Annotated in this window: 25 protein-coding genes and 1 riboswitch; of the genes, 23 read left to right on the forward strand and 2 right to left on the reverse strand. The window is 47.6% G+C overall.

The window, feature by feature from the left end:
• Positions 1 to 155: 155 nt before the first annotated feature.
• Together WA407_RS01880 and WA407_RS01885 are read left to right on the forward strand one after the other, a co-directional pair.
• Entirely contained in the window at positions 156 to 362 is a 207-nt protein-coding gene (locus WA407_RS01880) for a carbohydrate-binding protein (RefSeq protein ID WP_268819874.1), read from the forward strand.
• 66 nt (positions 363 to 428) lie between these two features.
• Positions 429 to 902, forward strand: coding sequence for an Rrf2 family transcriptional regulator (locus WA407_RS01885; RefSeq protein WP_061830466.1), 474 nt, complete (start codon positions 429 to 431; stop codon positions 900 to 902).
• 67 nt (positions 903 to 969) lie between these two features.
• Here WA407_RS01885 and WA407_RS01890 read toward each other — a convergent pair whose 3' ends face one another.
• On the reverse strand, positions 970 to 2,061 hold the full coding sequence (locus WA407_RS01890) for a GGDEF domain-containing protein (protein ID WP_336076662.1): 1,092 nt from the start codon (positions 2,059 to 2,061) through the stop codon (positions 970 to 972).
• A 224-nt stretch (positions 2,062 to 2,285) separates the two neighbouring features.
• On the opposite strand from WA407_RS01890, the gene WA407_RS01895 reads away from it, so the two are divergent.
• From WA407_RS01895 to WA407_RS01945, 11 genes are all read left to right on the forward strand, one after another.
• Entirely contained in the window at positions 2,286 to 3,920 is a 1,635-nt protein-coding gene (locus tag WA407_RS01895; protein ID WP_336076663.1) for a spore germination protein, read from the forward strand.
• Positions 3,898 to 5,142 (forward strand): Ger(x)C family spore germination protein, encoded by a 1,245-nt coding sequence (locus WA407_RS01900; RefSeq protein ID WP_336076664.1) that lies wholly within the window; start codon positions 3,898 to 3,900, stop codon positions 5,140 to 5,142. The genes WA407_RS01895 and WA407_RS01900 overlap by 23 nt, the downstream gene beginning before the upstream one ends.
• Before the next feature lie 22 nt (positions 5,143 to 5,164).
• Positions 5,165 to 6,274 (forward strand): GerAB/ArcD/ProY family transporter, encoded by a 1,110-nt coding sequence (locus tag WA407_RS01905; protein WP_336076665.1) that lies wholly within the window; start codon positions 5,165 to 5,167, stop codon positions 6,272 to 6,274.
• A complete protein-coding gene (locus tag WA407_RS01910) occupies positions 6,271 to 7,416 on the forward strand; it encodes a GerAB/ArcD/ProY family transporter (RefSeq protein WP_336076666.1) in 1,146 nt (381 codons plus the stop codon). The genes WA407_RS01905 and WA407_RS01910 overlap by 4 nt, the downstream gene beginning before the upstream one ends.
• Positions 7,417 to 7,819: 403 nt before the next feature.
• Positions 7,820 to 8,215: a Fur family transcriptional regulator gene (locus tag WA407_RS01915; RefSeq protein WP_023990809.1), complete on the forward strand. Its 396-nt coding sequence runs from the start codon at positions 7,820 to 7,822 to the stop codon at positions 8,213 to 8,215.
• Entirely contained in the window at positions 8,191 to 9,030 is an 840-nt protein-coding gene (locus tag WA407_RS01920) for a winged helix-turn-helix domain-containing protein (protein WP_039271688.1), read from the forward strand. Before WA407_RS01915 ends, WA407_RS01920 begins: the two co-directional genes overlap by 25 nt.
• A gap of 10 nt (positions 9,031 to 9,040) precedes the next feature.
• Positions 9,041 to 9,166, forward strand: coding sequence for a hypothetical protein (locus tag WA407_RS01925; RefSeq protein WP_257785376.1), 126 nt, complete (start codon positions 9,041 to 9,043; stop codon positions 9,164 to 9,166).
• A 10-nt stretch (positions 9,167 to 9,176) separates the two neighbouring features.
• Complete coding sequence (locus WA407_RS01930) at positions 9,177 to 9,590, forward strand: BlaI/MecI/CopY family transcriptional regulator (RefSeq protein WP_039271686.1); 414 nt, start codon at positions 9,177 to 9,179, stop codon at positions 9,588 to 9,590.
• 2 nt (positions 9,591 to 9,592) lie between these two features.
• Entirely contained in the window at positions 9,593 to 10,453 is an 861-nt protein-coding gene (locus WA407_RS01935; protein ID WP_039271684.1) for a M56 family metallopeptidase, read from the forward strand.
• Between the two features lie 117 nt (positions 10,454 to 10,570).
• Complete coding sequence (locus tag WA407_RS01940) at positions 10,571 to 10,978, forward strand: DoxX family protein (protein WP_028540751.1); 408 nt, start codon at positions 10,571 to 10,573, stop codon at positions 10,976 to 10,978.
• A 154-nt stretch (positions 10,979 to 11,132) separates the two neighbouring features.
• Positions 11,133 to 13,121 (forward strand): methyl-accepting chemotaxis protein, encoded by a 1,989-nt coding sequence (locus WA407_RS01945; protein WP_254328195.1) that lies wholly within the window; start codon positions 11,133 to 11,135, stop codon positions 13,119 to 13,121.
• Between the two features lie 95 nt (positions 13,122 to 13,216).
• Here the strand turns inward: WA407_RS01945 and WA407_RS01950 are convergent, their stop codons facing one another.
• Positions 13,217 to 14,197 (reverse strand): DMT family transporter, encoded by a 981-nt coding sequence (locus tag WA407_RS01950; protein ID WP_336076667.1) that lies wholly within the window; start codon positions 14,195 to 14,197, stop codon positions 13,217 to 13,219.
• Positions 14,198 to 14,378: 181 nt separating this feature from the next.
• Here WA407_RS01950 and WA407_RS01955 point away from each other — a divergent pair, with 181 nt between their 5' ends.
• The 10 genes from WA407_RS01955 to cobJ all read left to right on the forward strand — a co-directional run bounded on the left by WA407_RS01955 (position 14,379) and on the right by cobJ (position 24,876).
• Entirely contained in the window at positions 14,379 to 15,236 is an 858-nt protein-coding gene (locus tag WA407_RS01955; protein WP_039271679.1) for a LysR family transcriptional regulator, read from the forward strand.
• A gap of 69 nt (positions 15,237 to 15,305) precedes the next feature.
• Positions 15,306 to 16,019: a pirin family protein gene (locus WA407_RS01960; RefSeq protein WP_235306581.1), complete on the forward strand. Its 714-nt coding sequence runs from the start codon at positions 15,306 to 15,308 to the stop codon at positions 16,017 to 16,019.
• A 15-nt stretch (positions 16,020 to 16,034) separates the two neighbouring features.
• Positions 16,035 to 16,373, forward strand: coding sequence for a hypothetical protein (locus tag WA407_RS01965; RefSeq protein WP_235306580.1), 339 nt, complete (start codon positions 16,035 to 16,037; stop codon positions 16,371 to 16,373).
• 179 nt (positions 16,374 to 16,552) lie between these two features.
• Complete coding sequence (locus WA407_RS01970; protein WP_235306579.1) at positions 16,553 to 18,178, forward strand: spore germination protein; 1,626 nt, start codon at positions 16,553 to 16,555, stop codon at positions 18,176 to 18,178.
• Positions 18,178 to 19,395, forward strand: a complete 1,218-nt coding sequence (locus WA407_RS01975; protein WP_235306578.1) for a Ger(x)C family spore germination protein — start codon at positions 18,178 to 18,180, stop codon at positions 19,393 to 19,395. Before WA407_RS01970 ends, WA407_RS01975 begins: the two co-directional genes overlap by 1 nt.
• Positions 19,388 to 19,612: a hypothetical protein gene (locus WA407_RS01980; RefSeq protein WP_254328199.1), complete on the forward strand. Its 225-nt coding sequence runs from the start codon at positions 19,388 to 19,390 to the stop codon at positions 19,610 to 19,612. The genes WA407_RS01975 and WA407_RS01980 overlap by 8 nt, the downstream gene beginning before the upstream one ends.
• Before the next feature lie 43 nt (positions 19,613 to 19,655).
• A complete protein-coding gene (locus tag WA407_RS01985) occupies positions 19,656 to 20,810 on the forward strand; it encodes a GerAB/ArcD/ProY family transporter (RefSeq protein WP_254328200.1) in 1,155 nt (384 codons plus the stop codon).
• Positions 20,811 to 20,911: 101 nt separating this feature from the next.
• Positions 20,912 to 21,763 (forward strand): uroporphyrinogen-III synthase, encoded by an 852-nt coding sequence (locus tag WA407_RS01990; RefSeq protein ID WP_235306577.1) that lies wholly within the window; start codon positions 20,912 to 20,914, stop codon positions 21,761 to 21,763.
• A 205-nt stretch (positions 21,764 to 21,968) separates the two neighbouring features.
• Positions 21,969 to 22,523, forward strand: a complete 555-nt coding sequence (locus WA407_RS01995) for a TIGR00730 family Rossman fold protein (RefSeq protein ID WP_235306576.1) — start codon at positions 21,969 to 21,971, stop codon at positions 22,521 to 22,523.
• A gap of 57 nt (positions 22,524 to 22,580) precedes the next feature.
• A riboswitch (cobalamin riboswitch) is annotated at positions 22,581 to 22,766 on the forward strand.
• Between the two features lie 310 nt (positions 22,767 to 23,076).
• Positions 23,077 to 24,876, forward strand: coding sequence for a precorrin-3B C(17)-methyltransferase (cobJ, locus tag WA407_RS02000; RefSeq protein WP_235306575.1), 1,800 nt, complete (start codon positions 23,077 to 23,079; stop codon positions 24,874 to 24,876).
• The last annotated feature ends 79 nt before the right edge of the window (positions 24,877 to 24,955 follow it).

The raw sequence follows: 24,955 nt of genomic DNA on the forward strand, positions 1-24,955 counted from the left end.
CAACTTTTTTTGTCTTTATGCTGCGGTCTCTCTTTCAACCAGTATAGGATGTTTTCGGTACTGTTGCCGGGGTATCCCTTTTTAGCTATGATCTATTAAAACGCTTTCATAAATGAACTTTTTATCATCTTAATTAAGCTTATGCCACAATTGAGCTGCGTTTGGATGCGCCGGACAACGAAGCTGTGGCACGTGTGAACGTGGGCAATACAGGAGGGGCGCAAGCATGGACTACGCTCGCGGAAGCGGTACATTCAGTCTCTGGCACACGTGATGTATACCTGTTGTTGAGCGGAGAAGTGCGGCTAGCTCATTTTACTTTGGGCGCTAATGCTACAGAGGATTCCGGCTTTCAGGCTTGAACTTACTTCTGACATCACGTACAATGCATTCAACGAAGTTTCTACAGCTTAGGGGTGTCATCTCATTTGAATAGTGAAAAACGACTACGCACCGCAACGCCCAAATGGCTTGGGGTGGCGGTAAAGGCGCTTGTCTATTTGGAAAAGCACGGAGAACTCTGTGCCAGCGGTTCAATTGCCCGTTCCATTGACTGCGAAGTCACTTTGGTGCGCAGGGTGCTGACGCGACTTGTACAGGCAGATTTGATTGCAGCACGCGAAGGTCGTGAGGGAGGCTATGTGCTTACCCGCTCGGCCGACCATATTACACTTGCCGATATATATCACGCCATTGAAATATGTGATCCGATTTTCCCGGGTATGATGCATGAACCGGAAACCAATCCTTTTTGTGAGGAGTTGGCGATAGCCGTATCCGAAATTTTAGCCGAGAGCGAACGACGTATGCTAGAAGTATGGGGGTCCCATACGCTGGCTTCGCTTGCCAATCGTACATCACTCGTGGTGGAGAAATGCAATCATAATGAAGATTCAAAATGATAATAGCCGATACGACTCTCAAGAGAGGGTTGTATCGGCTATTTCTATGAAATGGTCATGCCTCAAATTATATTTCATATGAGCAAACCCGGTTACGCCCTGCATTTTTAGCTTCGTATAGTGCTTTATCTGCCTGCTCCAGCAGGGCTGCCCCGGACATATCTTCCCCGGTACCAGGAAAGGTCGTCACGCCGATGGACACGGTGATTTTAAGAACAAGATCGTCCGCTAAAATAAACTCGTGCTGATTTACTCCACTTAGAATCTGATTAGCTATGCGCAGCGCTTGTCGAAAAGCACAATTCGGTAAAAGCACAGTGAATTCTTCCCCCCCGCTGCGGGTGACTACATCATTAGGACGACATTTTTCCATTAAAATCTGCCCAAGCTGGCGCAGCACTGCATCTCCTGCCGCATGTCCGTAGGTATCGTTGACTTCCTTGAAGTGATCAATATCCAACACCAGTACAGATAAGTGCTCATGACGTTGGCGAGCTTGAGGGAGCTTCTCTTCCAATGAAAACTCAAGCTGTCTTCTGTTGCTTAAATTAGTGAGATGGTCTGTGTAGGATGTATGCTCCAGTCGAAGTAACAGCTCATTGGATGTGTTGATAGATTCAGCAATGAGGTACAGAAGACATCCGCCGACCATGGAAATGAAGAATTGGAGCGGATACACGTGCAGAACATCATCAAGATTTTTCAAATTAATCATAAGAGGACAGAATATAATGCCCAAAGCAAAAACGTTCATAATCATCAGCTTGGGTAAACGTGACCAGGACAGATGTGACAATAAAGCGCACCCCAGGCCAACGAGCATCATAAAAATAGCGCCTACAATGGCTTGAGTGTTGATACCAAACAGCAGTAATCTACCTACACATACAAACAGGGTAGCCATGAGCGCTGCTGGGCCGCCGATGTAAGTGGCGGTAGCTACGATGGCCAGATGACGAAGATCGGCAATCGTATTAAATCCTACTGGAATTGAATAGTACATCATAACAATGCCGTAGCACCCAAAAAGGGCACCTCCAATCCAATGTATCTTACGCTTCAAGGTGTGCAGCCGGATTTTATATCTTTGTGATATAAGGCCGGTTATGTACAAAAAGGTGACAAGGATACAGGTATTTACAAAAAACGTACTGAACAAGATGCTAACCCTCCCGAGAGGCATATTTCTTCATTTTATCAAAAAAACTGACATTAAGCTTGCAAATGAAGAATTTATTGAAATTTATTACGCGGGTGCGCATATAACGTTTCGTCCACGTGTTTGGTGCATAACTGGGAATAGATTGAGCATACTCCAAAGATACAAGAATAAGGAAAAATGGGCGGTATCTATTGCTGCCTTACTGGAGATGAGGTTTGCTCATGATTCGCTATCCCTATCGCAAACATAATAAAAAGTCGGGTGCGGACAAGAATAAAGAAAATTCTTCACGTTCTTTAAAGATCGAGGCTCATTTGGATACCAACTTACAGCAAATTAAGGAATCGACGTCAAACAGCCCAGACTTCTTGATTCGCCGTTTTAATGTCGGACTAAAGGCGGATGTCCCTGCCGCCATTGTATTTCTAGATAGTATGGTCAAGACGGATACAGTGAATGAGCTCGTCATGAAATCATTGCTTAGCCGCCCATCTGCCGAGGTGGCTGCTGAGGTAGAAAGTGCAGAAGAGCTTTACAATCGGATACAGGCTCATGCGCTGGAACTGGGTGAAGTAAAGGATTGCGATGATTGGAATTCCATGATGGAACAACTCTTGATGGGAGATACGATCATTCTGCTGGAAGGCTGTAAAAAAACCATCGCATGCGGCACACGCGGAGGAGAGACGCGGGCGGTTAACGAGCCCTCCACACAGTCTGTCGTCCAGGGGCCGAAGGATGGATTTGTGGAATCCCTGTTCACGAACGTCTCTCTTGTACGTCGGCGGATTAAAAGCTCCGATCTTACGATGGAGATGTTCAAAGTGGGAAGTACGTCCCTCACGAATGTGGCCATACTGTATATGAAAAATATTGCAGATTCTAGTGTCGTAGATGAAGTTCGCAAACGGGTTAAAGCCATCAATATTGACGCCATATTTGAATCTGGCATGGTAGAAGAGATGATACAGGACCAAAATCTCACACCATTTCCAACGATCTATAACTCGGAAAGACCGGATACGATTAGCAGCAACATTATGGAGGGTCGGGTGGCACTCATCGTCGATGGAAATCCATTTGTACTGGTGATGCCCACTGTATTTGCTCAATTTTTTCAAAGTTCTTCCGATTATTCGGAACGTTATGACATGGCAACTGTCATCCGAGTCATCCGTTATATCAGCTTTATTATTCTAATTTTGGGGCCTTCTCTCTACATCGCCTTAACCACTTATCATTATGAAATGATACCAACCCCACTGCTTATTAGCATACTAGCGCAGCGAGAATCCGTTCCTTTTCCGGCATTTCTGGAGGCGTTTATTTTGGAAATCACCTTTGAAATCTTGCGAGAAGCAGGTATTCGAATGCCCCGTGTGGGCGGACAAACGGTATCCGTTATCGGTGCGCTTGTATTGGGACAAGCGGCTGTGGAGGCTGGAATTGTCACCCCGCTACTCACGATTGTAGTAGCGCTGACGGGAATTGCCAGCTACGCGATTCCGACATATAACATGGCGGTAGCCGGGAGACTGTTCCGGTTTGTTTTTATGGTGCTGGCTGCATTTATGGGGCTGTATGGCATTACATTGGGGCTCATTGCGCTGATCGCCCATATGAACAGTCTTCGCTCTTTTGGGGTGCCCTACATGGCCCCTTTCAGTCCTTTTGTGCTGGAGAGTCAAAAGGATGCGGTATTGCGAATGCCGTTTTGGATGATGCGGAAACGTCCTAAAAGTATTACATCAACAAATCAGACACGAATGAAGGATGGAAGCGGGATTTCCCCTTCCGATAAAACTTCACCAATGCGGGAGGGGGGCGCTCAGGGTGCATCTGGAGAAGGAGAGTGAACGAAGCACAGTAACCTTTAAATGGAGAATATGGATGCTGAGTTTGGTGGGGCTACTAGTCATGCCGCTTCTCTCTGGCTGCTGGGATTCAGTGGAGTTGAACCAGCGGGCAGTAGTCGCGGCTATAGGCATTGATGCGGATGGTGAATCCGATTATGTGGTTTCACTACAGATTATCGTAGCGGATGAAATTGCCGGGGCTAAAGCCCGAGGAAATACCCCAGTTGTGCTGTATCAGCAAAAGGGAAGCAACCTTTTTCAAGTGATTCGCAAAGCTTCACAGAAGATTCCGCGGGTAGTTTCTCTGGCCCATGCGAGGATTGTCGTTTTTGGAGAAAAGCTGGCTCGACGTGGTATCGGGGATACGTTGGATTATTTGGAAAGGGCTGCGGAGCCCCGACTAACGATGAAAATGCTGGTAGCACGTGGTGAAACGGCCAAGAACGTACTGGCATCCATGACTGCAATCGGTCGTATTCCTGCTAATGATATCTCGGGTAAGCTAGAAGCGTCCCAGCGTATGTACGCCGGGGATTACGCAGTGAGTCTAGACGATGTTATCCGGAGTATGTCCAATAAAGGTAGTGGGCCTGTCCTTACTGGTGTAGAAGTAGAAGGTAATTTGGAGCAGGCTCCCCTTAAGGCTAACGTGGATACTATTTTGCCCGAAGCGGTTGTTCGCATTAACGGTATGGGTGTGTTCCGTAAGGATCGTCTCGTCCATTGGCTGGACGATAACCGAGCTATTGGATTATCTATAGTAAACAATAAAGTGAAAAGTGCTGAAACCGCGTTGAGCTGCGGCAAAAAAGGTGAAATCATTGGAATCGAAACCTTGTATTCTAAAACACATGTACACAGTCTGATCGAGCAAGGGAAGCCGGTATTTGTTATTAATTTGGAGCAGACCGGGACGATTCAGGAAGCCGAGTGCTCGATTGACTTAAAAAGTCCAGAGGTTATGTATAGCTTGCAGAAACAGTGGGGAGAAGAAACAAAAAAAGTGATTACTTCAACGGTTAAGGAGGTTCAGCGTAGTCGCAGTGATGTACTCGGCCTAGGCCATGCACTGGAGAAAAGCCATCCTGAACAGTGGAAAAAACTCTCACCTGAGTGGAACCGCTATTTTGCAGAAAGCACCGTTCGTGTTCAGGTGACTTCGGTACTGAAGCATACACAGGCACGGACTAGCCCTTATTCAAAAGGAGAGTCCAATCAGTGAAATCGGGAAAGGAGGGAAGGCATTGAAAAAGATACAAATCGACGCAAAAGAGATGATTTCCCTGATGATGCTGTTTGAGTTGGGGACGTCCATGATGTCTATTCCCGGAAGAGATGCGGGCAAGGATGCGTGGATTGCTATTCTTATCGCCGCAGGTTTGGGAGCCCTACTTTTTCTATGCTACGGCAGCCTTCACCGCCACTTTCCCGACCTACTCATGACACAGTACTGCAAGGTGCTTCTGGGCAAAACTGCTGGGAGCATGCTTGCCTTTTTATATATTGTGTTTTTTCTTTACGGCGGAGCACGCGATCTTCGAGATACTGGAATACTGATTGCCGACCGGACATTACAGCATACGCCGTTAACTATCGTCTGTGTCCTGATGATTGGTCTTGTGATGTATGTGATGCATTTGGGAATTGAGGTCGCAGGCCGGACGGGACTTATGCTTTTATTCTTGCTGCTGCTGCTGGGCTTCGCTACGAATATCTTGATTTTATTGTCAGGTATTGTTCATATGAGCAATATATTGCCTATTGCCCAGCATGGCTGGCAGCCGATATGGGAGGTTGTCTATTCACAAGCCTTGATGTTGCCATACGGTGAGATGGTCACGTTTGCGATGATCCTTCCCACATTAAAGAAAGGCTACCGTGCCAACGGGGTTGGGGTCACCGCTGTATTGTTGGGAGGCGCAATCCTGTCTTTTGTTACACTGTCAAATGTGGTTGTGCTTGGGGAGGACGTATTCAAACGGGCCACTTACCCGCTGCTTTCTATGATCAGCAAGGTGGAAATATCAGATTTCGTCGATAGAGTGGATGTAATTGGGGTCATGACTGTCATTATTTTTGATTTTTTCAAAATTTTTATTTTCTATTATGCAGCGGTTAAGGCTGCTGAAGATGTATTACGTGTTTCATACCATAAACTGATTCTGCCGTTTGGGCTTATCATGCTTGTTTCTTGCGTGTTGATGGCTCAGGGCTATCAAGAACATCTTGCAACAGGCGAGTTTGTACTGAAATGGGTGTTTCCGGTATTTGCTGTGTTCCTTCCTTTCTTGTTGCTTATGGTGTCATGGCTGAAAAAGTTTCGCAACAAAAAAAGAAAGGAGTATGCCTCGTGAGTCATCGTCTTGAAAACAAAACATACATCAGCACGGGGCAATTGCTCATTCTTATGTTTCATTTTCTTACAGGCAACGCAGTCACCATTAATATGGATAGTTATATGGAGCGGGACACGTGGATTATTCAACTCGTTGCTATGATTCTGGGGATGGTATTGTTCCGAATGTACTGCTACACAGCTGAAACGTTCCCTGGTAAGCCTCTTACAACCTATGCTAGTGAATTGGTCGGTCATACATGTGGAACAGTCATGGGAGTATTATATATTTTATTTTTTTTATTTCTAACAGGTGGGAATTTGCGCGATGAGACAGAGCTGATTCGTATTTCCGTACTGGAGCAAACGCCCAACCTGGTCGTTGCCTTCCTTATGGTTTTGTGCGTAATGTATGTCCTTTGGTTAGGATTTGAAGTATTAGCTCGAACAGGACAAATCATGCTTATTGCAGTGGTGACCGTCATTTTTGTGGGGAATGTACTGTTGATTTTATCGGACAGCATTCATCTGCATGAGCTGACGCCGGTGATGGAGCATGGCTTTAAATCTGTGCTTCATTCAGCCATTCGGGAACACTTGGCATTTCCATACGCAGAAATGATTTGTTTTATGATGTTCGTGCCCCATTTGAAAAAAACGTCGCAGATGGCCAGAACAGGCTATGCGGGCATTATCGTAGGTGGTTTCGTTTTAGCTGAAGCCGCAATACTAAATGTGGCTGTTATGGGCACTGACATTGCACAGCGCTCCATCTTTCCTTTACTCAGCACATTTGGGAATGTACAGTTTTCAGAATATTTACAGCGTCTGGATGTGATTGTTCTGATGACGATGATTGTGGGCGATTTTTTTAAAATTGCCCTGTTCTTCTATGCTGCGGTGCTCGGGATCTCCGATATTTTTAACCTCCCCTACCGGAAAACACTACTTTTTGTCGGGATCATTGTCTTACTGTGGTCACAGGTACAAACACCCAGCATGATTGAGCATCTTTCTCTTGGACGATTATCGTTTATTTATATTCATCCGTTATTTGTTTACATCTTTCCCTTGCTGCTCTTTTTGGCCGCTCTTTTGCATCGAAGCAGAGTTAGAACCCGAGGAAGAAGCGGAAACTTTCAGAAAACGGGACCATCGTGAAAAGAGGAAGTGAAATCCGTATTTAATTTGTTTTTTTGCCACGGTCACAAAGAATACAAGCAGCATTCCTGCCAAGACGATATATTCGGATGGACGCATAGTACTAAAAGCCAATGCCATCGATTCCCACGGGGTATGAGTACTGAATAGCCAGTTCACTAGCAGATTGGTGCCGAGCATAAGCATCATAAAGAGTGTGAATATCCACAGTATTTTCATAAAATATTCCTCCTATGTGTATGAGCTGAGATGTACCATGTATACATTGTGTTGCAAAGCTGTTCAATTTATCCGATCCCATTGACTTGAAATAAATTAAGATTTATACTTATTCTAAATTGATTTTTATTATGATTGTAAGTTTGTAATTAATATAATCTGCGTTGGTTAAGGGAGATGCGGTATGAGAACTTTAAATTTAACTTCGCAGCGCCAAGCGGTATATGATGTGGTTCGTGAAGCCCACGATCATCCTACTGCGGCCGATGTTATGAATCGGTTGATGGAGCGCGGATATAATCTGGCCTATGGAACGGTATATAATTCACTGCGTTATTTGACGGATAAGGAATTAATCCGTGAATTGAAGCTGGGGGAAGCTGCTAGTCGTTATGACGGACGGATGGACGATCATCAGCATATTATTTGTCAGGTATGCGGCCGGGTAGATGAAGTGATGAGTGAAGTCCCACATGATTGGATTGACACGGTTGCGCATGAAACGGGGTATAATATTGCCCATGCCCATGTCGTATTCGGAGGAGTGTGTAAGGAATGTCAAAGCAAGCGAATCAGATAACGAATCGTTTCAAAGTGGCTGACATGCCTAGAAGGGTGAAGGGTAGTTGGACATCGATGTTAGCAGCTCCCTCTACACCTACGGTGCAGACCGTTCCCTCCAATGAGCCTTTGTATTGTCCGACCACACGTCGTATCATTCTAATCAGTTCGGTACCGGGTGTAGTTCACGGGTTGGTGCGTACGTTGTCAGATGCGTGTTTTGATGTGATGGTATTTCATCGCTGGGAGCCTGAAGTGCAGCGTCATCTGGGAAGCGATCTATTGATTTACGATTTGACCGCCACCGAACCACAGAGTGAATTACTGGATATCCGCAATCGTCTGGAGGTAGAACACATGAAAGACACACCGGTTATGTACGTGGTTCAGGATCGGGTGTCTGTACATGCGAATGAGCTGCTTCCTTCAGAAGAGGTGCTGGTGTGGCCGCTGGCTTCCAATCATATGGTGCATGACATTGAACGGATGATTGTACGCCATCCTGCCGCTTCCCGTCAGGCAGCGCAAGCCAGCCGTCGTACGGTGTTCAAGGACCTCTGGATTGACCGAGATAAAATGCTGGTATATAAAGAAGAGAGTCAACTGAATCTGACTAAAACAGAATACGATTTGCTGCTCAAGCTGATTGATGCTCAAGGCAAAGTGATCTCTCGCGAGCAAATGATGCACGATATCTGGGAGACGGATTTTGTAGGCGGCAGTAACGTTGTAGATGTGCATGTCAAAAGTTTGCGCAAGAAGCTAGATGATCGACCTGCGGAACCTGAATATATTGCAACCGTAAGAGGTGTAGGATACAGATTGGCAGATTGACCTGAAAGTTATGAATACCGATGAATTTCCGCCGGATGGAGACATTCGGCGGTTTGTATATGATTCCATGAAGAAACTGACATTAGGTGTGACGGTTGACTTTAGCCGGATATATACACTACAATCGGTAGTGTGAGGTGCTTCTTATGAAACGACTGAATTTTAAAGCTGGCGAAACCGGGCTTAACCGATTTTTCGGGCCTCTGGAAGCCAAGATAATGGATATTTTATGGTCCACTTCGGATCGGAGTATCAAAGAAGTGCAGACCGCGTTGGAGGGGGATCGGGACTTTAACTTCAATACGGTAATGACCGTGATGAACCGTTTAGTGGACAAGGGAATACTGAGTAAGAGTATACGTGGGAGAACGTCTTTATATCGTCCAGTTTTAAGTAGGGAAGAGTTCATGGATGAGCAATCCAAGGGACTCAGTCACGAATTGGTGGATGAATTTGGCCCGCTTGCTGTCAATCATATGATTGATGCTCTGGAGGTGGCCGATCCGAAGTTGATCGAACGTCTGGAACAAAAAATTAAACAATGGAAAAAGGATATGTAGCGATGTGGAAAACACGTTCTAAATTACTGTTTACAGCAGGCGCCTTGATTTCGGGTTTCGCCCTTATACAGATGGGTATGTACGCCGGGCAGCATGTTTTCGGCTGGAAATTGAATTATAACGTGTTTCAAATTTGCAGAAGTTTGTTGCAGCACTACGGAATTGGCTACATGGTAGATGCGCTCAGCGGGCTGGTTTTCGTTACCTTTGCTATTGCTGGAGGAGAAGCAGTCAGACAGTGTATGGCTACCAGGGCAGCTTTTCGCAGACTGCACCGAATGCGAGATCTTGCGCTGACCGAAGCACTGGGTGAGCGATATCGTGAACTCGGGACCGATCGGATATGGGTCATTGATTATGCCAAGCCAGCCGCCTTTACCATGGGATTATGGAAGCCACGCATTGTATTGTCCTCTGCACTATTGTCCGTACTGGACAAGCACGAGGAAGAGGCTGTCATATACCACGAAGCCTATCATATGAAACATTATGATCCGTTGAAGACCTGGTTGCTGCAAGTGTGTGCTAAACAGCTGTTTTACTTGCCGGTGCTGCGCCACATTACCAATCATTATAAGACGGCCCGTGAAATTTTGGCTGATAACGAAGCGATCCATCGAGCTGGTTCACCCGTTGGGATTGGGAGCGCATTGCTCAAGCTTTTGAGTATGACGCCTGCCAATACTCGCCTGGTAAACTCCGCCGCTTGTTCCTCGTTTGCAGAAACGTCCATTAATTATCGTATCTCACGTATTTTAGACCCTCAGCAAGAACCGGTCATTCAAATGCCTTGGCGTTCGATTATGTTTTCCAGCTATGTGCTAGTGATGCTGACACTTATGTTCGCACTGGCGCTAATCTAGTTGGACAAGATGTTTCTTACGGGTGGCGCTTTTCGCGCTCCCGATTCTCAATGTGCAATACACTACACTATGTAGTTTATTGCAGGATTTTTATACAATTTAAAAGGAGATGAGCAAATGAATCAAACGCTTATGAATATTGGATTATTGTTGGTACGAATCTTTACAGGGGTTATTTTTATCGTTCACGGTGCACAAAAGTTTCAGGGATTAGACGGAACCTCCGGCTTCTTCCAAAGTATTGGACTCCCTGGTTGGATGGCCCCTGTGGTCGCTACGGTTGAGCTGGTTGGAGGAATTGCACTGGTTCTGGGTATCGGAACACGACTGGCTGGAGCGGCATTGACCATTGTTATGATTGGTGTATTGCTAACCGCTAAAAAAGGACAGCCTTTTGGCTCGATTGAATTTGATCTGCTGATTCTGTTCACCAGCCTTCAGCAAGCGCTTGTCGGTGGACGTTTTCTGGCAGTGGATCAGTTATTTGGCCGCAAAAAAGCTGAAAACAGTAACGTACAGGTCTAAATGTTCATATAACCGCGTCCTTAGTCTTATAGGGCGCGTTTTTTGTTTTTCCCCTTTGTGAAATTTCATTGTAAATCATTTGCTACTTTCAACCGATATAACTAACACGGAATGTAATTCAAATATATCGTTTTATGAGCAAAGGGGAAAAAACATGGGAACAACGCGAAAGAGAAAAACTATATGGACACTCAGGAACAAGCTAAGTTTAGGCTTTTTACTTGTTTTGCTGATTCCGAGCTTAAGTATTTCCATTGCGACCTATAAATCATCATATAATGCTATGGAGAAACAGCTTCACGGGAGTGCGAATCAGGGGGTAGCGACAGCTAACTCGATTATTGAATACGCAATCGCCAGTAAAATTAAAGATGCGAGTTATTTGGCGGAGCGTCTGGACGGCTCGATGATAAATGGTCGAAACAGCCCTTTGATTCAGCCCAAGCTGATCCAATACAAGGGTTTGCACGAAGATGCGACGGATATTTTTGTTGGTACACCGGAGGGGCTGATGATCCGGGGGGTGCCCAAGGAGGATGAAGGGACATTTGACCCTCGCAAACGTCCATGGTACATCGAAGCGATGAAGCAGCCCGGTAAGGTTGCAATTACGCCTGTGATCATCAATTCATCGGGTATTCCTGTAGTCGTAGTATCTCAGACGCTTTCCGACAAGTCCGGGGTTATTGGGATCTCTCTGAATCTGGAAAGTGTACGTAAACTGGCCTCCATCAAAGTGGGCCAGGAGGGGTACATCATCATTTTAGATCATACGAAGAAATTCGTAGTTCATCCTACGGCTAAAGCGGGCTCATCTCCTCAGGAGAGTTCGCTTGATACGTTGTATACTGCGCCGAGCGGGAACTTCAACTATATGCATGAAGGTCGTGAGAAATATTTGACCTTTGTAACGAATCCGGATACCGGCTGGAAAATTGCAGGTACCTTCTATCAATCTGAGATTAGCGATGCCACCGCTGCCATGCGTTATGTAACCATTTTCGTGTTGGCTGCCTCACTAGTGATTGCTCTTATCGCGATTTTCCTGATTACCCGTTCTGTTTTGGTACCGATTCGTAAGCTGCAAAAATCAGCAGAACGAATCAGTGAAGGAGATTTGACGGGCGATTTGGAGACTGGAAAAACGGATGAGGTGGGCGAATTGTCTGCTCACTTTCAAACCATGGTGGATAGTTTGCGCACGATGATTCGAAGCGTACACGAAACGACAGATCGGGTAAGTTCTTCAGCGGAGGAGCTGGCTGCAGGTGCAGATCAGACAACTCAAGCGATTGAGCATGTCACCATTGCTATCCAGGAAGTAGCTGTGGGCAGCGAACGTCAGGTGGAGAGCGTCAAGCACGGCTCCGTAAATATGGAGGAGCTTGCTCAGCAAGCAGCGAATGTATCTGAGCGTATGGTGGGCGTATCTGAACATGTGAAGATGAACGCCGAGTCGGCTCAGGAGGGCAGCAAGGCTGCTACGCAGGCTGTCCAGAAGATGCATGACATCGATGAGACCGTTAATGATCTCGGACAGGCCATGGACTCCCTCAATGAGCGCTCCGGTGAAATCGTGAATATTATCAGCGTTATATCCGGTATTGCCAAACAGACGAATCTGTTAGCTCTGAATGCGTCCATTGAGGCCGCACGTGCTGGGGATCATGGTAAGGGATTTGCCGTGGTCGCTACGGAGGTACGTAAGCTAGCTGAGGAATCAGCGAACTCGGCTACCTTGATCTCGGAGCGTATTGAAGCGATGCAGGTGGATATGAATCATGCTCTGGGCGCTATGCATCAAGCGCGGACACGGGTGACGGAAGGCATTGATTCGGTAACCACGTCTGAGCAATCCTTTGCGGAGATCAGCCAGGCCGTGGAACGAGCTATGGTACATATCAATGACATTACCGGAGTGACTCAGGAAATGGCACGAGGGACGGTAGGTGTCGTAGATATTATGAGCGATATTGCCCACATTTCGGACGAGGCAGCGAGCAACACCGAGTCGATCTCAGCAGCGGCTGAGCAACAGCTTGCTTCTATTGAGGAAATTGCTTCATCTACAGCGGACCTGAGCCAAATGGCAGAGGAATTGCGTGAACTGGTTGGACGTTTTCAGGTTGAAGGAAAATCCTAAAATGATAAAAAGCGCCCGGATACAGGAGATTGTACTCTGTATCCAGGCGCTTTTTTAATGTGTTTAGCATAATTTCTGGTTTGCAGGGTTAGAAGTTAACGTTGGAAGGACTTGCGGCGATCCAGACGGAAACGGACATCCCGTGAGCTGTCGGAAGGACGCAGCGAACTTCTCTGAAACATATTGTTCAGAATCAGTGCGAAAATGACTAGCACTGTCCCATATAGTTCAAAACGGCTAATGACATAACCTTGGAAGTACATGAGTACCAGCGTGGTGATCGGTACAAAGTTAATAAATAGAATTCCGTTCAGTGGAGACAGCTTTCGGATTCCGGCATTCCAGCTAAGCAGGGCAGCTAGTCCTGGAAGCAGGATCATAAAGCTCATTTCGTATTTAACTGACCACACAGCCTGCCAGTCCGGCACCACAATCCAGTTGAAAGCAGAGGCAAATGTGACGACTACGAAGGAGACGAGAGTTCCCAGCAGGCAGGTTAGGGTTGAATACCGAAGAGTAGACCATCCTGCAAAGTGGCTGCCTCCCATGGAATATACGACCCATCCGACGACGCCTACGAAAATAAGCAGCAGCGGCAGTAAATGTTGTCCGGCAAGTGTGAAAAAGGTCCATTTTCCGTTCGTGATCACAAGTAAAGCCCCAGCCAGCGCAATCACCATGCTGATTAGTGTATATTTTGGAGGCATTTTACGGGTCATGATCCACACCATCGCAATGGAAATCATCGGCATTAGCACTTCCATTATAGAAGCTACGAGAGTACCTGCTGCCCCCATCGCGTGCTGTCCCTGGAAAACGGCCATATTATAAATGGTGAATCCCATGGTCCCAAAGAATAACAACGTCTTGCCCTTGCCCTCAAAGCGAAATGCCGTCCGTCCCTCTTTGAGCCACAATAGCACGACTAAAATGAGTGTAACCGATAAATAGCGCAAAAATGAAAAGTACAGTGGATTGATATGTTGTAATGCAATGTGCGAAACCGGAAACATCGCCCCCCAGGACATACTGGCGATTAGGCATAATAAAGATCCGGTCATGATTTGTTTGTTCATGATGTACAAAAGCTCCTCCTTGCCGGTCTCAGCGGACATATCTTATGGACACATCATAAAGGATAGGAAGCTGTTGGTAAAATGATTGAAAATAAACATTATGATCATTTAAAATGATAATAAGTGACAAGGCGCGTCAATTTTGATGGCCCCTTGTCCTTCACAATAAGGAGGAGCAGTAGTGGATCTGAACGATTTAAACATTTTCCAGACGGTGGCTGCGCATGGCAGTGTCAGCAAGGCTGCAGCCGAGCTTAGCTATGTCCAGTCCAATGTAACGGCCAGAATCAAGCTGCTCGAAAAGGAACTGCAAACGCCTTTATTTAATAGACATAAGCGGGGAATGATCCTCAATGCAGAGGGCAAGCGTCTGCTGCAATATACGAAAAGCATTTTATCGCAATTTGAGGAAATGAAACATGCGTTTCAGAATACCTCTGCACCTTCGGGGGTACTGGAGATTGGCATTGTAGAGACTGTCATTGCCCTCCCGGCCATTTTACATGCTTATTATAGCAAGTACCCGGATGTCGAGTTGTCCCTCAAGGCCGGGGTTACAGAGTCTCTGGTGCAGGAGGTTGCAGAAATGCGGCTGGATGGAGCTTTTGTGACCGGGCCGGTCAAGCATCCGCTGATTGAACAGTTTGATGTGTTTCAGGAAAAACTGGTCCTCGTATCCCAAGGAGATGACTTTTCTGTCGAGGATCTTACAACCCGTCCACTCCTGCTGTATAAAAAAGGTTGCGGCTACCGGGGACGGCTGGAAACTTGGCTCAAGATGGAGGGGATTATTCCCAAGCAGATTATGGAGTTTGGGACATTTGAGACAATTATCGGCAGTGTGGCGGCCGGTATTGGAATGACTGTTTTTCCCGAATCGTCGATCAGCGGGCTGGTGTCTCAAGGCCTTGTATGCGGTCATGCGATGCCTGAGCCGTACAATGAAGTAACAACGGTGTTTATCCGGCGTAAGGAAGCCTTTGTTACCAGTACTTTGCAGTCTTTTATAGATGAGATTATCACTCAGACAGAGGCGTAGCTTTATCGCTTGGGCTCGGTTACAATGAGAGGGATTTGATCTCATTTTTCTTCCTGAAGGAGGGCTATTATGTTTACAATATATCCGGCGGCTTCCCGATTCAGCTTCGATAAGGGCTGGTTGCGGGGAAGTCACAGCTTTTCATTCGCGGAGTATCAGGATGAGAACAATACAGCGTTTGGCCCTATGCGTGTCTGTAATGACGATGTCATCGCACCGGGACGGGGATTTGGGGCGCATCCGCACAGTGATATGGAGATTGTTTCGATTGTGCTGTATGGGGAACTGCGTCATGAAGACAACCATGGACATGTAGCGGTAACCCGTTTTGGAGGCATTCAGCGAATGTCAGCGGGGCACGGCATCATTCATACGGAGCACAACGCTTCACAAACGGAGGATGTCAGTCTGCTGCAATTGTGGTTTAGCCCGCATACGAGAGGACTGAAACCGTCATATGAGGCTACAGCATTCAATCCTGAGCGTCTTCACGGTCAGCTTCTGCCTGTCGTTGCCGGAAAGCGCGTACCAAGCACGGAGGGTGAAATAGCTGCAATCAACCAGGATTTAACGATTTATTTAAGCAAGCTTCAGCCTGGAGAACAAGTAGAATTCACACAGGCCGAGGGTCGGCGCGTGTTCCTATTCGTCATTGAAGGCTCGCTGCGTGTGAACGGTGAACATATTCTGCAAGGACGCGATTCCGCTCGTATTGAGCAGGAGCCGAAGCTCTCACTGAAAGCAGAAGATTCTGTTTTTTATATGTTGATTGATTTGCCCTAAAAGGAGGTGCGCACAATGGCGCAGCAGGAAACATGGCTGATCAAGCATGCCGTCACGGGACGTAGCTTTGCTGACAGCCGCAAGCAGAGTTTCGATTGTCATTTTGAATCGGTGGACGGTGTGTTTCGCTTTACGCTTCAAGAGTTGCCGCGTGAGACGGCGGAGGCGATTGTGCGTTATAGCGGGGAGTTGAACGTATTTCGTTTTGTAACCCCGGTAGATGATGGCCCCCTGGTGAAGCATTGGTATTACGTCACCCCGGAAAGCGTGGAATATCATGATCAGACAGATAAGCTTACGTTCGAAGCTAGTTCTAAGATTGAATACCATCCCGAGGAGTATTGGGGCGATTAATCATTCCTTTATCATAAATTTTCGGATATATGATGGATTTTCGAAGGCTCTGCATCATTGCAGGGTCTTTTTGTTATCCGTTCAATATGTTGAGTTCATTGGATACATAATCCTTTGCAGGCTGGTACATCCTATATGTCATATTATCTGTTCGGCTCATTTGTAAAGGGGGAATAACGATGAAGAAAGGGCGCTTTCCCAAGTTGCCGAAGCCACCGTGGAGCCGGAGAGCGATTCCAGCCGCAGACCGCAAGACACGAAATTCCAATGTGCCTAAAGGACTGCCTGAGTCTTCGTGGCTGGAACAGCCGCTACGTAGCAGTGTGGAAGACAATTTGATTGCTTTGCGTGATATTTTCAAGGATTGCTCTGATATCGTCTATCGAGAGCTCATGATTTCCCCTGAACGCAAAGGGGTGTTGGCTTATTTTGAAGGTACGGTAAAATCGGAGGATTTGCAGGATCATATCCTGCGGCCTGTCATTCTGGGCATGATGCTCAAGGACCCTGAAGTGAACGGCAAATTGGAGCCGCTGGATGAAACTCGTATCTCCATGTCCCAGACCAAAACGATGGAAGAATGGAAGATGGTATCGGCAGCGATACTGGACGGCAATGCCGCCTTATTCGTAGATGGCACGCCTCGTGCGTATATTTTTAGCGCCAAGGGGGGCGTTCGTCGTGGCGTAGAGGAACCACAGACAGAAGCGGTTATTCGAGGTCCGCGTGAGGGCTTCACTGAGACTCTTCGCGTTAATACGGCACTGTTACGCTTCAAGCTGAAGACCTCCAAGCTCAAGATGTACAGCATGACCATCGGAACAGAAACTCAAACGAGCGTCGTCCTTACTTATATTGAAGGGATCATAGATTCGAAGCTGGTGGAGGATGTGAAAAAACGGCTCAGCGATATTAAAATTGATGGTGTTCTGGAGACGGGGTATATTGAGGAACTGATTGAGGATCATCCGTTTTCACCATTTCCGCAAATGGAATACACTGAACGTCCGGATACCGTCACTGCGCAGTTACTGGAAGGACGTTTTGCCATTTTTGTGGACGGAACGCCTTTTGCTCTGATTGGGCCAGTCACCATGTGGCAGATGATGCAAGCGAGCGAGGATTATTACGAGCGCTTTTTCATCAGTAATATGGTGCGCTGGATTCGTTTTCTTTTTCTCGTAATGGCTCTCTTTCTACCCGCATTATATGTAGCGGTGACGACCTATCATCATGATATGCTGCCGACGACGCTCATCCTGAGTATTGCGGCGGCTCGCGAATCCATCCCTTTTCCAGCACTGGTGGAAGCATTGATGATGGAGATTTCCTTTGAGGCATTACGGGAAGCAGGGATTCGTCTCCCCAAAACAGTCGGTCAGGCCGTCAGTATTCTTGGTGCGCTCGTCATTGGGCAGGCCGCAGTACAGGCAGGAATCGTATCGGCGCCCATAGTCATTGTTGTGTCGCTCACAGGTATTGCGTCGTTTACTATACCGCGTTTTAACTTTGCCATCACGGTTCGTCTGCTGCGATTTCCCATCATGCTGATGGCGGGTTTATTCGGATTGTTTGGGATCATTATTGCGACAACGCTGATTGCTACGCATCTAACCAAGCTAACCTCGTTTGGTGTCCCTTATATGAGTGGATATAGCCCATACAACCATATGGATCAAAAGGATATCGTCGTCCGCGCGCCTTGGTGGAAAATGACCAAACGTCCTTCCTGGATTGGTAAAGACAACAACAAACGAGCGAAGGAAAAGATGAATGGAACGCCTAAAAGCGAGGAGGGATGGTGATGAAGCCCAAATCGAATACACAACAAATACGTAAAGTCGCTGTGCTCTGTTGTCTGCTGCTATGCTCTGTTCTCTTGGGAGGATGCTGGGATCGCCGTGAAGTGAATGATGTTGCTTTCGTGATGGGTACCGGGCTGGACAAGGAAGGCGATCAGTACCGGGTAACGATGCAAATCGCTCTACCCGGACAACTCGGATCTTCGGGCAGTACAGGAGGAGGGGGAGGTACCAGTGGTACGAAATCCTACTATCTGGAGTCCAAAATAGGCCCAAGCTTTCGAGGAGCAAGTACCGAGGAACAGCGCGGAGTTTCGCGAACACTCAATTACTCCCATCGGCGGGTGCTGCTGTTCGGCGAGGCGCTCGCACGAGAAGGGATTAGCAAAATGATGGATGTACTGGCACGTGTTCCGCAGAACCGTCTGTCGTCCCTGGTTGTTATTACGAAGGGGTCAGCGATGGAAATGCTTCAGGCAGACGCACCGATTGAGCAATATCCAGCGGAAATGGTGCGTGAGCTCAATATTTCCTATATGAAAAAACCTCGTTCCGTTAAGCTGTTGATGAATTCCGTCCTGCTGGAAGGCGTTGACCCGGTGGTACCAGTAATGTCTCTGGTGAAGAATGGGCCCCCTAACCTTAAAGAACAGAAGACGAATATTCAGGTCGATGGACTGGCTGTGTTTCGCAAAGACAGGTTAACAGGAATTATTGATAACCACCTCAGTCGGTTTCTGCTTTTGGGTATGGAGCAGGCCAAGGAGACAGAAATATTTATTCCCCCTCCCAAAGGTAGAGGTTACATATCTGTACACCTCATCGAAAATAAAGTCCAAATTAAGCCCCATATCCAAGGGGATGAGATTCGAATGACCATTCATATGAACTGCAATGGGAATGTGAAGGAAAATGAGACGAGTTTCGATATTTCCAACGAGAAAAATTTGAAGTGGCTGGAGCAGCAGACAGCCGAGGAAATTAAGAGGGAGCTGGGAGAGGCTGTTCAGGTGATTCAGCAAAAGTATCGTTCAGACGTACTTGGTTTGGGCCGGGCTATTATTACGAGTCAACCGGATGAATGGAAACGGATCAAACCTCAATGGGAACAACTGTATCCCAAGGTGAAGGTCACCATAAATCCGGTCGTGCATATTGAGAATATCGGTGCGGTCACCAAACCATTCGGGGTCAAAAAGGAGCAAATCCAGAATGAATAAAGTATTTCTGTTACCTTTGGTGCTGGTTATGCTCTTCATGTATCTGATGGACCGTAAAAATATTCACAATGCACCAGCCATCAATCGCTGGGTCTCCCGCGTACTGTATGTTATTAGCATTGGTATCTGGATTTACGGAACATCAACGAAGAGCACCGTTTATGTGGCTACATGGCTGACCCGTTTTATTGACTTGTGGCTCCCCCCTACGTTGTAAATCGTGTAATGGATGCCTGCGGGCAAAAGGAGGATGTACCTGCATGAAACAGTTCACAACCAGACAAATTGTGCTGCTTGGTGTATTGATGGAGGTCGGTATTACCCTTATACATGCTCCGGCGCAGGCAGCGGATCACGCGAATCAGCATGCTTACTGGACCTGTATAATTGCGGCTATCGTGCTATGCTTGCCGATCTGGGCGATGTTGAAACTTAAACGCCGGTTCCCTGATCAGGATCTGATGCAGGCGATGGTGAGCTCTCACCCTGTGCTGGGCCGTGTGCTGCTTGCAATCTACCTTATTTTATTCCTGATCATCTTTGCACGGGATTTGAGGATTATTACGGATCTGGTGGAGGTGGTGCTTTTGCCGCTGACTCCGATTGTGGTCACTTCTCTTATTGTGCTGTTGACTCTGGTATTTATGGCTAAAGGTGGAATAAGCACCATCGTGAATATGACCGAGAATTTTATACCGCTGTTGATTGTGACGCTGTTGACTATGCCTCTTTTTTTTGGGCGTAATATGGATTTTTCGATGCTGAGACCCTACTTACATCCAGAAGTAGAGGGAGTAATCAAGGGGAGTTGGCGCATGCTGGGTTATATGGCCGATATTATGATAGTCCCCTTTGTGATTTCTGGGAAGAGCTATAATGGGCGTAGTGCGTGGTTTGGGCATTTGCTCGGAACCGCTTTTCTGACCATGCTGGTGCTGCTATCCGAGTTGGTTATTGGTGTTCCTATCTTGTCACGGCTATTTTATCCATCGTATGAACTGGTGCGTCAATTGCAGCTAACAGACTTTCTGGATCGGTTCGATTTGTTCGTGGCAGTACTGACCGTACCGACCTTTCTTACGAAGATTGGGGTTGATCTGTACGTTACCAGTTTGGCGGTAAAACGGATGTTTGCCCAAGCCTGGGGGAGCCTGATGGTTTGGCCCGTAGGTTTGTTAGGCTATGTCTGTTCGTTTATGCTGTTCTCCAACATTGTGCAAATTTATGAGTTCAGCCGGGAGTGGACCGCGGTAATAATCATTTTTTTTGTACTTATGCCCTTGGTGCTATGGATGTTGCTCCGACCCAAATCTAAAGAAAAAGACGACGGTGAGCATTCATCTAGTGGGGAGCGGGATAGTAGTAGTCAGAAAGAAAGCCAGCATGGAGGCAGAACAGAACACGGCCGCTTATAAGATTACTGTATTCATCGGAAAAGTAATTCTTATTTGTCTTTTACCCCTCTGATTGTATACTTGGTAGAAAGAAATACGACTTCTACAAGGGAGGCAACAGAATGGCACAACGCATGGCAGGTAAGAGAGTCGCTCTTGCGGGTCCCCGTAAAGCAGAAGAAATGGCGCTGCTAGTTGTGAAGATGGGGGGTGAGCCAGTACAACGTCCGGCTCAGGGCACGGTTTTTCTGGATGATATCGAGCTGCGCAACGCTGTTGTATCGTGGGTGAAGAACCCTCCGGACTGGTACATCTTCACGACAGGTATGGGGCTGGATGCCTTGTTCGATATGGCAGAGGATATGGGCGTGGCTGAGCAGATTATGGAGCTTCTACAATCTTCCAACATTGCAGCGCGGGGCTACAAGACGGTCAATGGACTCAAAAAGCGTGGCTTTACGCCAGTAGTACGAGACGAGGACGGAAGTTTGATCGGATTGACAGGAGCTTTCGCCCCATACGATCTGAAGGGGAAAGAAGTATTGTTGCAACTGCATGGCGATCCAGCCCCACGGTTGGTAAAATGGCTGGACGAGCAGGGGGCAGTGACCCGCCAGGTACTTCCTTATAAGCATATCCCACCTGAGGAAGCAAAATTGCAGGCGTTACTGGAGGATGTTATCCATCGTAATGTTGATGCTGTTACGTTCACGAGTGGTCCGCAAATCCGATTTTTAGCCCAATATGCGAGAGAGCAAAATCGAATCGAGGATTTACTGGAAGCTTTCCGCGAGGATGTGATTGCTGTATCAGTAGGGAAGGTGACTGCGCAGTCCATTGTGGAAGAGGGGATTGAACGAGTCGTGTTTCCAACCGAAGAGCGCATGGGCGCGATGATGGTGGAGCTTGGCAAATATTTTGAGCATAACGATTCGGTGCATGGCTGTGGTCTGAAGATCGTGAATGGTCATTGAAATGAGATAGAATTATAAATATAGTATGCTAAAAATGAACTTATATTTTTGGATAAAGCGTAAAATAAAGATAAGGGCCTGCGAGGTCTTTATCTTTTTTTTATTGGACATGCATCGACAAAGATTTTTGTTATAGCGAAAATATTTAGCTAATATAATGAATAAGTTTCGATGCATGATACTTAGGACAGGAGCTGAGACGTTAATGAATTCTATTTGTGTATTTGCCGGGTCCAGACCTGGACATTCATCGGTATATGTTGAAGCGGCAGGCAAGCTGGGAGAAGCCATGGCTCGCCATCATATCCGTCTGATCTACGGTGGCTCCAGTAGGGGGCTGATGGGTCAGGTTGCGGATGGCATGCTGGCGGGTGACGGTCAGGTCACTGGCATTATGCCCACCCTGTTATTTGATGCAGAGATCATTCATCGGGGAGTTACCGAATTTATTGAAGTAGCGAGCATGCATGAGCGTAAAGCGGCAATGAGCGAGATGGCCGATGCGTTTATAGCCCTTCCGGGTGGCTTGGGAACCTTTGAGGAGCTGTTCGAGGTATTGTGCTGGGCTCAAATCGGCATTCATCGCAAGCCGATTGGGCTGCTGAATGTGAATGGATATTTTGACCCGTTAGTAGAAATGGTGCGCCATAGCGTGCAAGAGGGGTTTACCGGGGCTGAGCATCCAGCGTTATTAAGTATCTCTGCGGACCCGGATGAATTGCTACATATGTTAAAAAATAAAGCAGAGAACTTGAAATAAAGCGTTTTTCGTGCTTGCACAACTGATTGAGGCAAGGTTATGATAAGACCCATAATCAAATAGCGGACAGACAAGGTGCCTTTGCGGTTGAGCAAAGGGTAACAGGGAATCGGGTGCAAATCCCGAGCGGTCCCGCCACTGTAAGGAAGAGGATTTTTTTAAATGGTCACTCGTGAAAAACGGGGAAGACGAAAGAATCTGTTGATGCCAAGCCAGGAGACCTACCTTGATCTGTATGCACCGTTAACCTTCGCGGAGAGGATGGGTGTACGAAATCAGGAAATCAGGCACACGTTGCTTTTTCCATGTTGGTTAGAGGTTTGCGTGGATATGAACGTGCAGCAGCGTTTGAAGCGTAAACAGACAGGTGGAAAACAACGGCAGGCTGGAGGAAGACAAATAGTGTCTTCTTACGCTGTTTGTTCGTCTGATGAGAGATACGTACATAGAAACCCCATCCGGGCAGGATGGGGTTTTTTGAGTTACAGGATGTCCATAAATCATTGAAATAGATAGGATAGCTGCCCTGAAAAGGATGAATAGGAGGAGCACGATGAGCCCATTAGGAAAATTGTTGGTGATTGGATTTGGACCAGGAGATATGGAACATATCACAAAACGGGCGCTGGATGCGCTGGCCGAAAGTGAGGTCATTATCGGCTACAATACCTACGTTGATTTGATCCGTCCGTTGTTGAACGGACAGGAGATTGTACGCACAGGGATGACAGAGGAAGTGAGCCGTGCGCAGGAGGCGGTTCGCCAAGCAGAGATGGGCAAGAAGGTAGCTGTCATTTCCAGTGGAGATGCAGGAGTCTATGGTATGGCAGGGCTGGTGTACGAAGTGCTGATGCAAAAAGGCTGGCGACGCGAGGACGGGGTTGAGGTAGAAGTCGTGCCAGGGATCTCTGCTATTCAGTCCTGTGCTTCACTGTTGGGCGCGCCAGTTATGCATGATGCTTGCACGATCAGTCTGAGTGATCATCTGACCCCATGGGAAACGATTGTGAAGCGCGTAGAAGCAGCGGCTTCTGCCGATTTTGTGATTGCATTATATAATCCGCGCAGTGGCCGACGTACCCGCCAGATTGTGGAGACGCAGTCCATTTTGCTGCGTTACCGCGATCCGCAAACTCCAGTTGGGTTGGTGAAAAGTGCTTATCGTGAACGTCAGCAAGTTATTGTCACGACGCTGGAAGATATGCTGAATCATGACATCGGGATGCTGACAACTGTAATCATCGGTAATTCCTCGACAACGGTGTATGACGGCTTGATCGTGACTCCGCGCGGATATCAGCGCAAATACACGCTGGATGCGACCGAGCAAGCGCTCAAGCCGCATCAGCGTCTCCGTACGGAAGCGGAGCCGTGGTCGCTGGGCGCGCAAGAGGCCGCACCGCAGGCAGGCGCAGCCCCGACTACGCTCGCTGGTCCCTCCGCGAGCGGCGCTGCGATTGCGACGCAGGCACGCCCGCAAGCGATGGCTGCCGTGCAGGCAACGACCGCTGTGCAAACCGGCGCAGCAACCCCGGCATCGCTGGCGGCAGAGGCACTAAGCCGCCTCGCTGTTGGCGGCAAGCTGCCTGACGCAGCCAACGCTCGCTGGAGCGGGCAAGCGCCTACCGCCGAGAGCACCGCAAGAACGTCAGCGGTGGCCGGAGCGGGGGCTACGGCCGGGATGGCGACAGGCGGCTTTGGCAAGCCTGCGCTGTTTGAGGTGGGCGTTTCCCCGGGTGTGGGAAACAAGAAGTTCACCGCTCGCCAGATGGCAATGCTCGCCGAGGTAGCGGGTGATGACGGCGAGCTGGAGTACACGCCGGATCATCAGATCGTGCTGCGTGTGCCGTGCGCAGACCCCGAGGAACTGGTCGGACGACTGCGGGATGAACGATTCATTGTCATGCCGATCGGCGATGTGTTTAAGGTGAAGGCGTGCGACTTCTGCAATATGGAGAAGGATGACGCTGTGCCTGTGGCTGAACATCTACAGGTTGTACTTGGCGGATTACAGGCACCCAAGGAAACGAGCATTGCTTTGAACGGATGCGGTATGGCCTGCTATGGAGCGGTGCTGGAGGATATTGGCATCGTCTATCGCAAGGGAGGATACGACCTCTTCCTTGGTGGCAAAAAATTCGGGCGCAATGCTCATGCCGCTCAGCCCGTAGCGGAAGGGATTCCGGGTGATCAAATTACTGACATTGTGGAGAACGTCATCGCTGAATATAAGGAAAAAGGGCATCCGAATGAGCGTTTTCATAAATTTTTTAAACGTGTAGGTGTCGTTGCGGGTTTCCGGCATGAAGATGCACCAGCAACGGTAGAAGTGAATGCGGTTTGTGGTGATTAATGGACTGAAGGCCTGATGAACTGGATACAAGCATATATATAAAATAGGGCGTCATGCAGGCTATCCCTATTAAAGAGGA

Origin of the sequence: Paenibacillus sp. 203, assembly GCF_037027525.1 — a bacterium.
GTDB lineage: Bacteria > Bacillota > Bacilli > Paenibacillales > Paenibacillaceae > Paenibacillus > Paenibacillus polymyxa_B.